Origin of the sequence: Massilia soli, assembly GCF_016809835.1 — a bacterium.
GTDB classification, from domain to species: Bacteria; Pseudomonadota; Gammaproteobacteria; order Burkholderiales; family Burkholderiaceae_D; genus Telluria_A; species Telluria_A soli.
Window position 1 is genome coordinate 134,298 of record NZ_JAFBIL020000006.1, and the last position, 12,888, is coordinate 147,185.

General features: G+C 65.2%; 12 protein-coding genes. 7 read left to right on the forward strand and 5 right to left on the reverse strand.

Features of this window, described 5'->3' with window-relative positions:
• Positions 1 to 47 precede the first annotated feature (47 nt).
• On the reverse strand, positions 48 to 1,463 hold the full coding sequence (glnA, locus tag I4X03_RS15625; protein ID WP_223469168.1) for a type I glutamate--ammonia ligase: 1,416 nt from the start codon (positions 1,461 to 1,463) through the stop codon (positions 48 to 50).
• A 266-nt stretch (positions 1,464 to 1,729) separates the two neighbouring features.
• On the opposite strand from glnA, the gene I4X03_RS15630 reads away from it, so the two are divergent.
• Entirely contained in the window at positions 1,730 to 2,188 is a 459-nt protein-coding gene (locus I4X03_RS15630; protein WP_223469169.1) for a rhodanese-like domain-containing protein, read from the forward strand.
• Positions 2,189 to 2,196: 8 nt separating this feature from the next.
• Here the strand turns inward: I4X03_RS15630 and I4X03_RS15635 are convergent, their stop codons facing one another.
• Positions 2,197 to 3,564, reverse strand: coding sequence for a TAXI family TRAP transporter solute-binding subunit (locus tag I4X03_RS15635; protein WP_223469170.1), 1,368 nt, complete (start codon positions 3,562 to 3,564; stop codon positions 2,197 to 2,199).
• A gap of 441 nt (positions 3,565 to 4,005) precedes the next feature.
• Positions 4,006 to 7,065, reverse strand: coding sequence for a transglycosylase domain-containing protein (locus I4X03_RS15640; protein WP_223469171.1), 3,060 nt, complete (start codon positions 7,063 to 7,065; stop codon positions 4,006 to 4,008).
• A 48-nt stretch (positions 7,066 to 7,113) separates the two neighbouring features.
• On the opposite strand from I4X03_RS15640, the gene I4X03_RS15645 reads away from it, so the two are divergent.
• On the forward strand, positions 7,114 to 7,602 hold the full coding sequence (locus I4X03_RS15645; RefSeq protein ID WP_223469172.1) for a hypothetical protein: 489 nt from the start codon (positions 7,114 to 7,116) through the stop codon (positions 7,600 to 7,602).
• A gap of 38 nt (positions 7,603 to 7,640) precedes the next feature.
• Here the strand turns inward: I4X03_RS15645 and I4X03_RS15650 are convergent, their stop codons facing one another.
• The gene (locus tag I4X03_RS15650; RefSeq protein WP_223469173.1) at positions 7,641 to 8,486 is read right to left on the reverse strand and encodes an EI24 domain-containing protein; all 846 of its coding nucleotides are present in this window, start codon (positions 8,484 to 8,486) and stop codon (positions 7,641 to 7,643) included.
• A 135-nt stretch (positions 8,487 to 8,621) separates the two neighbouring features.
• On the opposite strand from I4X03_RS15650, the gene I4X03_RS15655 reads away from it, so the two are divergent.
• Positions 8,622 to 8,978 (forward strand): FKBP-type peptidyl-prolyl cis-trans isomerase, encoded by a 357-nt coding sequence (locus I4X03_RS15655; RefSeq protein WP_223469174.1) that lies wholly within the window; start codon positions 8,622 to 8,624, stop codon positions 8,976 to 8,978.
• 9 nt (positions 8,979 to 8,987) lie between these two features.
• Positions 8,988 to 9,242 (forward strand): acyl-CoA-binding protein, encoded by a 255-nt coding sequence (locus I4X03_RS15660; RefSeq protein WP_223469175.1) that lies wholly within the window; start codon positions 8,988 to 8,990, stop codon positions 9,240 to 9,242.
• Positions 9,243 to 9,302: 60 nt separating this feature from the next.
• On the opposite strand, the gene I4X03_RS15665 is transcribed toward I4X03_RS15660, so the two are convergent.
• Positions 9,303 to 9,584, reverse strand: a complete 282-nt coding sequence (locus tag I4X03_RS15665) for a polyhydroxyalkanoic acid system family protein (protein WP_223469176.1) — start codon at positions 9,582 to 9,584, stop codon at positions 9,303 to 9,305.
• Positions 9,585 to 9,712: 128 nt separating this feature from the next.
• On the opposite strand from I4X03_RS15665, the gene I4X03_RS15670 reads away from it, so the two are divergent.
• The 3 genes from I4X03_RS15670 to I4X03_RS15680 all read left to right on the forward strand — a co-directional run bounded on the left by I4X03_RS15670 (position 9,713) and on the right by I4X03_RS15680 (position 12,857).
• Positions 9,713 to 10,954, forward strand: coding sequence for a putative Na+/H+ antiporter (locus I4X03_RS15670; protein ID WP_223469177.1), 1,242 nt, complete (start codon positions 9,713 to 9,715; stop codon positions 10,952 to 10,954).
• A gap of 140 nt (positions 10,955 to 11,094) precedes the next feature.
• Positions 11,095 to 12,576 carry a gluzincin family metallopeptidase gene (locus tag I4X03_RS15675; RefSeq protein WP_223469178.1) on the forward strand — a complete coding sequence of 494 codons (1,482 nt, stop codon included), beginning with the start codon at positions 11,095 to 11,097 and terminating at the stop codon, positions 12,574 to 12,576.
• A complete protein-coding gene (locus I4X03_RS15680) occupies positions 12,573 to 12,857 on the forward strand; it encodes a protealysin inhibitor emfourin (protein ID WP_223469179.1) in 285 nt (94 codons plus the stop codon). Before I4X03_RS15675 ends, I4X03_RS15680 begins: the two co-directional genes overlap by 4 nt.
• Positions 12,858 to 12,888 lie beyond the last annotated feature (31 nt).

Genomic DNA, 12,888 nt, shown 5'->3' on the forward strand with positions numbered 1-12,888 from the left:
CGATGCCAGCCTGTTCACACAAGCTGAAAGACTGGCAACGAAAGCTGTTAGCAGGAATAGTACATATCGAATTCGACCGGGTGCGTGGTCATGCGCATGCGCTGCACTTCGGTCATCTTCAGTTCGATGTAGGCGTCGATCATGCTGTCGCTGAACACACCGCCGCGGGTCAGGAACTCGCGGTCCTTGTTCAGCGCGTCGAGGGCTTCTTCGAGCGAGGCGCAGACGGTCGGGATCAGCGCGTCTTCTTCCGGCGGCAGGTGGTACAGGTCTTTCGAGGCCGCTTCGCCCGGGTGGATCTTGTTCTGGATGCCGTCCAGGCCGGCCATCAGCAGCGCCGCGAAGCACAGGTAGACGTTGGCCAGCGGATCCGGGAAACGGGTCTCGATGCGGCGGCCCTTCGGGTTCGCCACGTGCGGGATGCGGATCGATGCCGAACGGTTGCGCGCCGAGTAAGCCAGCTTGACCGGCGCTTCGTAGCCTGGCACCAGGCGCTTGTACGAGTTGGTGCCCGGGTTGGTGATCGCATTGAGCGCCTTGGCGTGCTTGATGATGCCGCCGATGTAGAACAGCGCGTCGTCCGACAGGCCGGCATAGCCGTCGCCGGCGAACAGGTTCTTGCCTTCTTTCCAGATCGACTGGTGCACGTGCATGCCCGAACCATTGTCGCCGACGACAGGCTTCGGCATGAAGGTCGCGGTCTTGCCATAGCTATGGGCGACGTTCCAGACCACGTACTTCAGGTTCTGGGTCCAGTCGGCGCGCTCGACCAGGGTCGAGAACTTGGTGCCGATTTCGTTCTGGCCGGCGCCGGCCACTTCGTGGTGGTGCACTTCAACCGGGATGCCCAGCGCTTCGAGGATCAGGCACATTTCCGAACGCATGTCCTGGAAGCTGTCCACTGGCGGCACCGGGAAATAGCCGCCCTTGACGGTCGGACGGTGGCCGCTGTTGCCGCCTTCGATCTCCTTGCCGGTCGCCCACGACGACTCGTCCGAGTCGATCTTGACGAAGCAGCCCGACATGTCGATCTTCCAGCGCACGCTGTCGAAGATGAAGAACTCCGGCTCAGGGCCGAAGAAGGCGGTGTCGCCGATGCCGGTCGACTTCAGGTACGCTTCGGCGCGCTTGGCGATCGAGCGCGGGTCGCGGTCATAGCCCTTGCCGTCCGATGGCTCGATGACGTCGCACTGCATGAACAGCGTGGTCTCTTCCATGAACGGGTCGATGTTGGCGGTGTTTGGATCCGGCAGCAGGATCATGTCGGACGCTTCGATACCCTTCCAGCCGGCGATCGACGAACCGTCGAACGCGTGGCCCGACTCGAACTTGTCGAGGTCGAAATGGGAAACCGGAACGGTGACGTGCTGCTCCTTGCCGCGGGTGTCGGCAAAACGAAAATCAACGAACTTGACTTCGTTGTCCTTGACCATCTTCAACACTTCTGCGGCTGTTCTTGCCATTCTGGATCTCCTAAATGAAATGAGGGGTTGCCGCGCGCGCAGGCGCGACGCGGCACATCTTACCGGCTATATTAGCAGGAAGCATGCCAGCCGGGAAACGCTGCCCACGGCAGCGAACGGTGCAAGCCAGGCCCGCGGCAGGCACTATTTTGGTGCGAACGGCCCATTTTGCACCACGATAAAGCGCAATGCACCCAAATGGCGAGCCTGCTGCATCGCCTGCGCCAACTTCTATAATAGACGGAAATACACCACCGGAATAATCCATGACCAACATCGACGAGCTCCTTGCCCAAGCGCGCAGCGCGGCCCCGGGCCAGCCCTATGCCGGCGCCGTGACGCCGCAGCTGGCTTACCAACTGATCCGGATGGACCCGCGCGTCAAGCTGGTCGACGTGCGCACCAGCGCCGAGCGCGCGTGGGTCGGCAAGGTCGCCATTCCGGAAGCGCAGCACATCGCCGTCGAATGGACCACCTGGCCGGCCGGCACCCCGAATCCCGACTTTGCCGCGCAGCTGGAGCAAGCCGCGGACAAGGACGCGGTGCTGCTGTTCCTGTGCCGCTCGGGCGTGCGCTCGCGCCACGGCGCCGCCGCCGCGGCCGCGCGCGGCTACACCCAGGCCTTCGACATCCTCGAGGGCTTCGAAGGCGACAAGGACAGCGAAGGCCACCGCAAGACGCTGGGCGGCTGGTGCAAGGCGGGCCTGCCCTGGATCGGCGCGTAAGCGCGCGCTTACACCGCCGGGACCGGCGCGGCCGCGGCCGCGGCTTCTTCGGCCGCTGCCGCGGCGACCGCCCTGACCCGCTGGCGCACGAAGTTGATGTGGCTGCGCAGGCCGTACAAGGCATCGGCGAAGGCCAGCGGAATCGAGATCTGGTTGACCATCGCCTCGATCTCGTCGAGCCGCGCGAGCAGCGCCACCGACACCTGGGCGCGCTGTTCTCCCTGGGCCGCATCGAGCTCCTGCTCCACCGTGCGCAGCTGGCCATACCAGCGGTAGACGCGCGACTTGATGCGCCAGACGTACAGCGGCGGCACCACCTTGGACAGCGGAATCCACAGCGCCGCCAGCGCCACCACCACGACCCACATGCGGTCGAGCAGGTTGGCCATCCAGAAGCTCATGTAGCGCTGCAGCAGCGGCGGACCGTTCTTGTAGAACTTCTCGGCCTCGCGCGCCACCGGGATCTCGGTGAAGCGCGCCGACGGGAACTGGCCCTGGGTCTGGAACCAGCCGGTATCGCCGTGGATCTGGCTGGCAGCCTGCACGAACAGGTCGACCAGCGCCGGATGCAGGTCGTCGCGCGCCACCAGCGTGGCGGTCGGCGCGATCAGGTGATAGTCCTGCGCCGGGATATCGCGCCCGACATCGACGATCCCGCGCGGCAGCACCACGTGCGTGACAAACGGCAGGCGCCGCGAGTAAGCCTCGGCCTGGGTGAAGTCGAACAGCTTGATGCCGGGCGTTTGCAGCAGCATCTGCACCAGCGGCGCTTCCGGGCCGGAGCTGAACACCAGCGCGTCGATGCGGCCTTCCAGCAGTTCGACGGTGGCCGGCGTGTTTTCCAGCGCGCCGATGGTCAGGTCGGCCGGCTCCACGCCATTAAGCTCCAGCACCTTGCGCAGCAGCTTGGGCACGCCGGTGCCTTCCGGGCCGAGGTTGATGCGCTTGCCCTTCAGGTCAGCCAGTCTGGTGACGGCGGCCGGCTCGCGCATGAACAGCCAGACCGGTTCGGTAAACAGGCTGCCCAGCGAGACCAGGCCGGCGCGGCGCGCCGCCTGCTCTTCGGTGGAGCCGCTCTGCACGAACGCGATATCGACTTTGCCGGCGTTCAGGCGTTCGAGGTTTTCCTGCGAGCCGAGCGAGCGCCGGGTGGTGACGGTGATGTCGTGCTTGGCGAGGGCGGCGGCGTACTCCTTGCCGAATTCCTCGTAGGCGCTGTTTTCCTGGCCGGTGGCGAGCACCACCTGGCGCGGCGGCGCCGGATCGACGATCAGGTAGGCCGCCGCGCACAGCACCGCGATGACGACCACGGTCGGTCCGGCAGTGGCGACCAGGTCGCCGAACGAGAACCGGGTGAACTTGCGGATGTTGGTCATTACTCTGTGCATGGGTTTCATGCCCGGTACGATGCCAACAATTTGACAACAATGCAAGTCGCCGCATGTCGCTCCCGCCAAGGCCTCGGCGCCCCCGCGGCAAGCCATGCGCCATCACGACATCGGCAAGGCATGGTTTCCCGCGTTCGCGCACTGCTGTCCGAAATATTCTTGTTGACAGTGCGATTGCATCAATCGGGTTCGGGGCGCTCACAGAAATCGCGACATTAAGACTTGAAATGCAAGACTTAACGTCGCCCCTGCGAAGGCAGGGCTCCATACTCGGCACGATTAGTATGGGCCCCTGCTTGCGCAGGGGCGACGTTGGCCTGCATTGCCGATTTCGTTGTCGCCATACCGTCTAAAACGATACTTGGCTGCCGAGCGATTCGTGTCACGCAAAATATGCCGGACAGCAGTGCCCTTGCGCGCGAACGACGGTCAACCGCCGCAGACCTTCGGTGGCGCCGTGCCCGCCACCGCCGTCTTCGGCGGCTCGATCATCGGCATCAGGCTTGGCGCCAGCGTCGCCAGCAGCTGCACCGGCAGCGCGCTGGTGAAGTCGTAGTCGGCCGCGCTCGGCCCGGCCACATACGCGGTCATGCTGCCGTAGAAGCGCTCGCCGATGTTGAACACGAACGTCGCCGAGCGGTTCACATAGCGCGACTCGATCAGCCGGCCGCCGGCGCCATACACCTCGAAGCGCTGGTCGCCGGTACCGGTCTTGCCGCCGACTGCGATCACCTGGCCGTCGGCCATCGTGAACGCGGTCTTGACCCGCTTCGCGGTGCCGTCCGACACCACGCCGCGTATCGCCTCGGCCACCGCGGCGGCCACTTCCGGCGCCAGCACCCGCTCGCCCTGCGCCACCTGGCCCGGCTTGACCAGCGTCTCGTACGGCGTGGCCTTGGCAAAGTGCAGCGACTCGATGCGCTGGGTCGGCTTGCGCACGCCGCCGTTGACGATGATGCCCATCATTTCGGCCAGCGAAGCCGGGCGGTCGGCCGACGCGCCCAGCGTGGTGGCGTACGACGGCGTCAGCGAGTCGAACGGATAACCCATCTTTTTCCACTGCGCGTGGATCTTGAGGAAGGCTTCCACTTCCAGCAGGCCGGCGATGCGGCGGTCCTGCGCGTGCTTGCGGTGGGTGTTGAACAGCCATGCATAGACCAGCTGGCGTTCCTTGACGCTGGCGTCGGCGATCTCGGCGAACTTGGCGCCCGGATGGGTGCGCAGGTAGCCGACCAGCCACAGCTCGAGCGGGTGGATGGTGGCCAGATAGCCGCGGTCGGCCAGCGACATGTTGGCCGGCGAGTACTGCACGTACATGCGCTCGATGCGTTCCTGGTCGACCTCGTTGGCCGACGCCAGGTTGTCGTTGATGAACTTGCCGAACGTCGCGACGTTGGCGTCCGGCGCGATCGTGCGGTGCACATTGGCCAGGCGGGTCGGGGTCGGCCGCAGGCTGGCCAGCAGCACTTTTTCCGCTTCGGCCAGGTTCTTGCCGCGGTACTTGTTATAGAAGCGCGTCAGGAATTCGCGGCCTTCGCGGTCGGCGAAGCGGGCCAGGTATTCGGCGCGGCGCGGGTCGGTCGAATCGGCCAGCAGCGCCGCCGACGAGCCGGGCAACTGGAACATGTAATAGCGCACCACGTCGCGCATCATGCGCACGAACACCAGGTTGGTGGAGCTGCGCAGCGCGTCGCGCACCGACATGATCTTGCGGTCGTCGAGCTTGCTGAAGTTGCCGAAGGTGTGCAGGCCGCCGCCGGTGAAGAAGCCTTCGAACGGGCTGGCCGAGTACTTGCGCTCGAGCGCCGCCTCCAGCATTGCCGAAAGGGTGCGCGATTCCGGCGCCTGGTTCAGCGTGAAGTATTCCACCGCCCATTGCGACATGCGGTCCTTCGGATCGATGACCGTGGCGCGCAGCGCCTTGTTGTCCATGCCGGCGAACCGCTGGTGCAGCTGGTCGACGATGTCCATGTAGGTCACCAACGTGCGCAGCTTGGCGGTCGAGCCGAGATCGAGCTTGGCGCCTTCGTTGATGTCGAGCGGCTGGTCGTAGTTATCGGTCTGCACGCGCAGGTAGTTGGCTTTTTCGCCGCGTTCGAGCAGCGTGAAGCTGTAGACCACCTTGGACGGGTCGCCGTTGCCCAGCATGCCCTTGCCGGTCAGCCCGGCGGCGCTGGCCTTGTCGGCGTCGCGCAGGTCGCGCAGCACCGCGGTGACGGCGTTCTGCGCATTCGAATCGAGCGTGCTGACCACCGACAGGTCGAGGCGGTCGAGGTTGTACAGGCGCGCGTCGCCCAGCAGGCCGCCGAGGTGGGTGCGCACCGCGTTCGACGCCTTGCGCGTGACGAAGGTGTTGGCGGCAGGCTGGGCCACGCCCGACGATGCCGACGGCTTGAGCGGCATGCGCAGCGCGGCGTCGCGCAGCGACGGCGCGATCACCCCGGCCTGGGCCAGCACGCGCAGGTGGGTGTTGGTCAGCTGCTCAAGGTCGTCGTCGCCGGCGCCCAGGTAATGGGCCGGACGGCGCTGCGCAATCATCAGGCTCAGCGCTTCCTTGTAGATCTGCGCCGCTTGCGGCGTGTTGACCGGGCCGGCCAGGGCGCGGTTGACGTCCTCGAACTTGCGACCGTACCAGACCCACATGCCGTCGCCGATGCCGTTGACTTCGCCGTAGCCCAGCTTGGCCGACAGCGGCACCGTGTTGAGGTAGTCGACCACGATGCGGCGGCGCGCCTGGGTGGTGTCTTCGCCATACTGGTAGGCGCGCAAGGTGGCCGAGCCCATCTGGATGAACTTCTCGGTCAGCGAGCTGGTGCGCCCGTCCGGCGAGTGGCGGTATTTTTCGATCTGGGTGGCCAGCGTGCTGCCGCCGGCCGAGCGCTTGTCGCCGCCGGTAAACACGCTGAGCGACTTGTCGAGCACGGCCTTGCCGAAACGGTCCCACTCGACCGCCGGGTTGCGTTTCGGGTACTTGGTGTCGAGCAGCTCGCGGTTTTCGATGAACAGCAGGCTCTTGACCAGCAGCGCCGGGGCCTTGTCGAAGCCATCGTAATAGCGCTCCGGGAACTGCGACGAGAACAGCGGCGCGCCGCGGCAGTCGAGGATGGTCAGGCCGACCTTGGTCTTTTCCTGGAACGTGGCGAACAGGCCCATCTCGGCCATGTCGACCATCTTCGGCGACAGCCGCGCCTGCGATTCGATCACGTAGTTGCGGGTCTGCAGCTTGCCCAGGTAATCAGGCAGGTTGGCGTAACCGAGGCGCGCGTCGTACGGGCTGGCCGACGGGAAGCGGATCGTGCTGCTCGGGCCAGGGCCGACCTTGTAGTCGAGCTTGGACGCCAGGCGCGAGAAGAACTCGGCCTGCATGGTCGACGTGCGCATTTCATACGCGGCGAACGCGGCGGTGACCGCAATGATCAGCAGCAGGAACAGGACCAGGTACAGCTTGAAACGGCGTGGCGGTTTTTTATTGGTGTGCGGGTCTTGCATGTCGCCTTCCCCCTCCGCAACTGGCGCTGGATCGGGAACGAGCGACAAATGCGGATGCGGGTAGTTCAGATGCGGCACAGGTTCTGTGCTGCTGTTAGTCGAAGCGATCGACGTTGCACGCGCGCGCATTTTGCGCACTGCACGGTCAACGATGATGCGGGGCCGTCGAAAACGACGATTACTTTCCATGATGGCTCAACCGGTTTGAATCAATTTTACTTCGAATACCCGTTCAACCTTCGCCATCTTTGGAACTGGCCTGCACGAGTGATTGAAGTGTTTGTGGTACGCGAGATAACAGCTGAAATCTCACTCCGGATTTCGTCTCGCAATGTCTATCATTCCACCACATCAACACGTCCGGACGAAGACACGTTCGAGAAAAGTTTGATTTCCACGTTTGATTTTCGCAAAAAAACAACGGCTGAGTTAGACCGCGAAACAGGCTGTGACCAAAGGGGCAAGATGCCTGGTCGAAGCGGCAATCCGAGTCGGTGCGCCAGCGCACGCATCAGGCATAAAACAGCCGATGCATGAACGCTCACAGCCGGTGTAGAAATCGCAATACCAGCGGCTCAGGCAGGCACGGCGGGCGCGTCGCCGCGCGCCCGCTCGTCGCGCAGCTCCATCAGGGCCTGCAGGCAGAAATACTGGAACCACAGGCCGGTGAAAATAAAGATCACCACATACAGCCAGATCGACAGCGCGGCCAGGAACGGGAACAGGAATACGGCGGCAATGGTCCCGCCGATCCACACCACGCCGGGCAAGGCCCCGGCCGCGCCGGAAAATATCCCGATCAGCATCAGCTGGCGCTTGTGCTTCGCGATGATGGCGCCGCGTTCTTCTGCGCTGGCGTGGTCGGACAAGGCGTCGTAGCTCATCACGCGCTGCGTCAGCCATCCCCACAGCAATGCCTGCGCGACGATCGCCACCGGCGCGATCACATACAGCGGCAGCGAGAGCAGCCACAACGGCACGAAGATGGCAAAGCCGCCCAGGTTCACCAGCAGGCTGCCGATGAAGCTGCCGCCGTGCTTCTTTTCCAGCTGCGCGAACTGGCGCTGGCTGACATGGCGCACGATCGCCGGCATCGCCACCACGCCCATGAACAGCAGCGCCGTCACCACCATCAGCGGCAGCAAGGCCAGCAGCGCCACCAGCGGCACGATCACGGTTTTCAGGAAGCCCAGCCCGAAGGTCGACAGCACACTGCCGCTGGTGCTGAACCAGCCGTAGTCGGTAAACAGCGCATGCAGGTAGTCGAGCATCGGCTGCAGGCCGTTCCACAGCAGCGCGCCCCACAGCAGCAGCGACAGCAGGAACGGGATCGCCGACAGCATCAGCATCTTGCCGGTCAGCTGGGAGCGCAGCGCGCGGCCGTAGGCACTCAGGACGGGGCGCAGCAATTTCTGGTTCATAAGCGGGTCGGTGTGGTCGTGGATGCAGGCAAAGCATAATCGAAACGCGGCGCCCGCGTTGCCATGCGCTCAATTGGCGGATTGCTACGCCATGGACTACAATTCCCGATCACCGCACTCATTAAGGAAAACACCATGTCCACCACCACGACAGAATCCGGCCTGCAATACGAAGACACCACCGTCGGCGAAGGCGCCGAAGCGACCGCCGGCCAGAAGGTCACCGTGCACTACACCGGCTGGCTGCGCAACGACGACGGCAGCCAGGGCGCGAAATTTGACTCGAGCAAGGACCGCAATGATCCGTTCCAGTTCAACCTCGGCGGCGGCCAGGTCATCCGCGGCTGGGACGAAGGCGTCCAGGGCATGAAAGTCGGCGGCCAGCGCCGCCTGACCATCCCGGCAGCGCTCGGCTATGGCGCGCGCGGCGCCGGCGGCGTGATTCCGCCGAATGCCACCCTGATCTTCGATGTCGAACTGCTGGCCGTTTAAGGACTGATCATGAGCTTGCAGGAACAATTCGCCCAGGCCCAGGCCGATTCGAAGAACTTGCCCGAACGTCCGGACAACATGACCTTGCTGAAGATCTACGCGCTGTACAAGCAGGGTTCGAGCGGCGACGTGCAGGGCGAGCGCCCTGGCATGACCGACTTCGTCAACCGCGCCAAGTTCGACGCATGGGACGGCCTCAAGGGCACGTCGCAAGACCAGGCGATGCAGCAGTACATCGACCTGATCGAGGAATTGAAGGGTTAATTCCAGCCGCGGCGGGAACCTGCGCGTGCCGCATCGGTTCCCGCTTGCGCGGGAACCGCGTCAGGCGCCGGCAAACACCCGCTGCATCTTCTCCGTCACCTTCGCGCGGATCGATGGCGCAAACGCGCCCATCAGCAATCCCAGGTTGATTTCCATCGCCGCCTGCTGGTCGCCCAAGGTCAGCGCGCCGTTTACGCCGCTGCGCTCGAAACGCAGCACATCGCCATCCCAGTTGCAGGCCAGGCCGTATTCGCGGGCAATCTTGTCCGCCACTTCCTGCGCCGCGGCGCGCGCCCGTTCCGGCGTCAGGTTGTGGGTCTGGACGATGTTGATGTCAGCCATGGTGCTTCCCGAATCAAAACAAAAGCGCGCATGATACCGTAAAGCGAGCCCGGCCGATGTCGCGAAGTTTGCCTGCCGGGTGGTGATCTGGGCAATAATAGCCATTACTTTTTGCAATTTTTTCGACCATGACAGACATCCAGCTGATTGCCGCCATCATTTTTGCCCTGGCACTCATCCATACCTTCGCCGCCAAATCGTTCGAGCGCCTCGCCGACCGCTACCCTCGCCACGCCGGACTGCTGCACTTCGCCGGCGAGATCGAAGTGGTGTTCGGGCTGTGGGCGATCGTGCTGGTGATCGCGATGGCCATCGTCAGCGGCGGCGCCGCGGCGATTTTGTATGCCGAGTCGCGCACCTTCACGGAACCGCTGTTCGTGTTCGTCATCATGGTCGTGGCGGCATCGCGGCCAGTGCTTGAAACCGTGCGCGGCCTGATCGGCGTGGTCGCCCGGCTGATGCCGGTGCGCACCGCCGTGGCGCGCGCCTGGCTATGCCTGGCCGGGATTCCACTGATCGGCTCGCTCATTACCGAGCCTGCCGCGATGACGCTGGCCGCGCTGATGCTGGCGCCGACGGTGTTTACGAAAAACAAACCGGAATGGCTGAAATACGCGGCCCTGGGCGTCTTGTTCGTCAACATTTCGATCGGCGGCACCCTGACCTCCTTCGCCGCCCCGCCGGTACTCATGGTGGCCTCGACATGGGGCTGGGATTCGAGCTTCATGGCCGCCACGTTTGGCTGGCGCGCCGCCATCGCGGTGGTCATCAACGCGACCGCCGTGACGCTCCTGCTGCGCCGCTACATCAGCGACGAGGTAGTCACGTCGGCGGGCATCCCCGCGCCGCCGCTGGTGCGCATCATCCACCTGACCTTCCTTGCCGGCGTCGTCGCCTTCGCCCATCACCCGGTCATCTTCATGGGCCTGTTCCTGCTGTTCCTCGGCTTCACCCAGGCATACGAGCAGTACCAGTCGCCGCTGATCCTGCGCGAAGGCTTGCTGGTCGGCTTCTTCCTGGCCGGCCTGGTGGTGCTGGGCGGCATGCAGCAGTGGTGGCTGCAGCCGATCGTCAGCGGCCTCGAGCCAACCGCGCTGTTCTTCAGCGCCGTGGCCCTGACCGCCGTCACCGACAACGCCGCCCTGACCTATCTCGGCTCGCTGATCGTCGGCCTGTCGGACCACGCGAAGTACATGCTGGTGGCCGGCGCGGTGGCCGGCGGCGGCCTGACGGTGATCGCCAACGCCCCCAACCCGGCCGGCGTGGCGCTGCTGCGCGACGGCTTCAACGACGAATCGATCAGCCTGGGCGGCCTGCTGCTGGGCGCGCTGCTGCCGACCGCGACGGCCGTGGTGATGTTCCTCATGTAACACGCGCGCACTTTTCATCCCGCTTTCGCCGGGCGCTTGCGCCGCATCAAACAAAGTTTGACCGCCAAGCGCCACTATTTCCCTGAACGTTGCCGCCAGCCATTCATTGACTGGCGCGCGCACCCTGCGGAGAAAAGAAGATGGATGAACGCGACAACCTGCCCCTGGTCAGCCTGCCCGACCGCCAGCAAGCGCCGGTCAGCTTTGTGCCGACGCCGACCGCCTCCTACCGCCAGCACCGCAAGGCGATGGCGCTGGTAACCGAGCCGGGCAAGCCGCGCATCGGCCTGGCCGACCAGCCCGCGCCCGAGCCGGTGCCGCTGCCGTATGCGTTCGGCGCGCGCGTGCTGATGTGGAAGCAGGATCCGTCGGTCAGCGAGATCGGCACCCGCAAGGTATTCCTGCCGGGGATCGTGCTGGCCGGCCCGCGCGACGCCCGCATCATGTACGGCGAACCCGGGATTGCGCCGGTCAGCCCCAACGCCTTTGGCGACTTCGTCACCGCGCCCGACACCCCGCAGTTCGACGCCGTCCACACCTTCGCCGTGGTGCGCCAGACCCTCACCATGTACCAGCGCGCGCTGGCCGGCGGCGACGGCGAAACGCCGTTGCCGTGGCAGTGGAACAGCAGCATCGACACCGCGCCGCTGCAGCTGTTCCCGCACGGCCTGCCCAATACGATGAACGCGTTCTACAGCCGCTCGCAGTGCTGCCTGAAGTTCGGCGACTTCATTCCCAGCGGCGCGCTGGAGCGCGTCTACACCTGCCGCTCGTTCGACATCGTGTCGCACGAAACCGGCCACGCGGTGCTCGACGGCCTGAAACCGGACTGGCTGCTGGCCGACAATCCGCCCCAGACCGGCGGCCTGCACGAAGCCTTTGGCGACCTGACCGCGATCTTCCTGGCGCTGTCGCAGCTGGACCAATGCGAAGCGGTGATCGCCCAGACCAAGGCGCGCCTGCACGACAAGACGTTCTTGGCCGACATCGCCGAGCAGTTCGGCCTCGCGCTGGGCCGCTCGAACGGCCTGCGCAATGCCGACAACGACATCACGCTGCTTGACGCGGGCACCGAGGTGCACGCGATTTCGCAGGTCTTCACCGGCGCCGTGTACGACATCCTGGCCGACATGTTCCTGCACGAGCGCGACCCCGGCCTGCTGGACTGCGCCGCGGTGCTGCACCGGGTGGGCGACTACCTGCGCGGGCTGGTGCTGCGCGCGATGATCGCCGCGCCCGACCGCGGCGCCACCTACGTCGACGTGGTCAACGAGATGATCCGCCTCGTCACCGAGGATGGCCGGCCGGCCGAATACCGCAACTTCATCCGCAACCGCTTCGTGGCGCGCCACGTGGTCGAGTCGCCGGTGGCGCTGACCGAAGACTTACCGCCCGGTACCCTGCTGGCGCCCGGCATTCAGGACGCGCCGGGCGCGCTGCAGGACCGGCGCGCCTGCTGCGGCACCATGAACCTGGCCGAGTACTATGGCATCGAGCACGTGTTCGACGCCGAGGTCCAGGCGCTGGCCCAATGGTGCGCCGAGAACGGCCGCACCGGCGAGGCGCCGGTGCGCGACGATACTGCCAGCGGGGACAACCGCAGCGCCCTGCCCGCGCCATGAAAATCTCGGCCAGGGGCGGCGGCGGCTTCGCCGGAATCACCGAGCAGTACGACGTCGACACCAGCCGGCTTCCCCAGGGCGGCGCCATCGAGGCCCTGCTGCAGAACCTCGACTTCTTCCACGCCGCCGAACCGGTGCCGGCGGTCGGCGCCGACCTCCCGCGCTGGGAAATCACGGTCGACGACGGCCAGCAATGCCGTACCGTCGCCTTTGCCGACGACGGCAGCGCCGCCTGCGCACGCTGGAAACGGCTGATCGACGGCCTTAAAGGCAGCCAATAAGCCGCCGCCAGCCCCGCGATGTGTTAAACGA

Excerpts from the sequence above, each read along its gene's own strand:
- I4X03_RS15665 (WP_223469176.1), bottom strand. The coding sequence starts at position 9,584 with ATGGCTGACATCAACATCGTCCAGACCCACAACCTGACGCCGGAACGG.
- I4X03_RS15670 (WP_223469177.1), top strand. The coding sequence starts at position 9,713 with ATGACAGACATCCAGCTGATTGCCGCCATCATTTTTGCCCTGGCACTC.
- I4X03_RS15635 (WP_223469170.1), bottom strand. The coding sequence starts at position 3,564 with ATGACCAACATCCGCAAGTTCACCCGGTTCTCGTTCGGCGACCTGGTC.
- I4X03_RS15640 (WP_223469171.1), bottom strand. The coding sequence starts at position 7,065 with ATGCAAGACCCGCACACCAATAAAAAACCGCCACGCCGTTTCAAGCTG.
- glnA (WP_223469168.1), bottom strand. The coding sequence starts at position 1,463 with ATGGCAAGAACAGCCGCAGAAGTGTTGAAGATGGTCAAGGACAACGAA.
- I4X03_RS15645 (WP_223469172.1), top strand. The coding sequence starts at position 7,114 with ATGCGGATGCGGGTAGTTCAGATGCGGCACAGGTTCTGTGCTGCTGTT.
- I4X03_RS15675 (WP_223469178.1), top strand. The coding sequence starts at position 11,095 with ATGGATGAACGCGACAACCTGCCCCTGGTCAGCCTGCCCGACCGCCAG.
- I4X03_RS15680 (WP_223469179.1), top strand. The coding sequence starts at position 12,573 with ATGAAAATCTCGGCCAGGGGCGGCGGCGGCTTCGCCGGAATCACCGAG.
- I4X03_RS15660 (WP_223469175.1), top strand. The coding sequence starts at position 8,988 with ATGAGCTTGCAGGAACAATTCGCCCAGGCCCAGGCCGATTCGAAGAAC.
- I4X03_RS15655 (WP_223469174.1), top strand. The coding sequence starts at position 8,622 with ATGTCCACCACCACGACAGAATCCGGCCTGCAATACGAAGACACCACC.
- I4X03_RS15630 (WP_223469169.1), top strand. The coding sequence starts at position 1,730 with ATGACCAACATCGACGAGCTCCTTGCCCAAGCGCGCAGCGCGGCCCCG.
- I4X03_RS15650 (WP_223469173.1), bottom strand. The coding sequence starts at position 8,486 with ATGAACCAGAAATTGCTGCGCCCCGTCCTGAGTGCCTACGGCCGCGCG.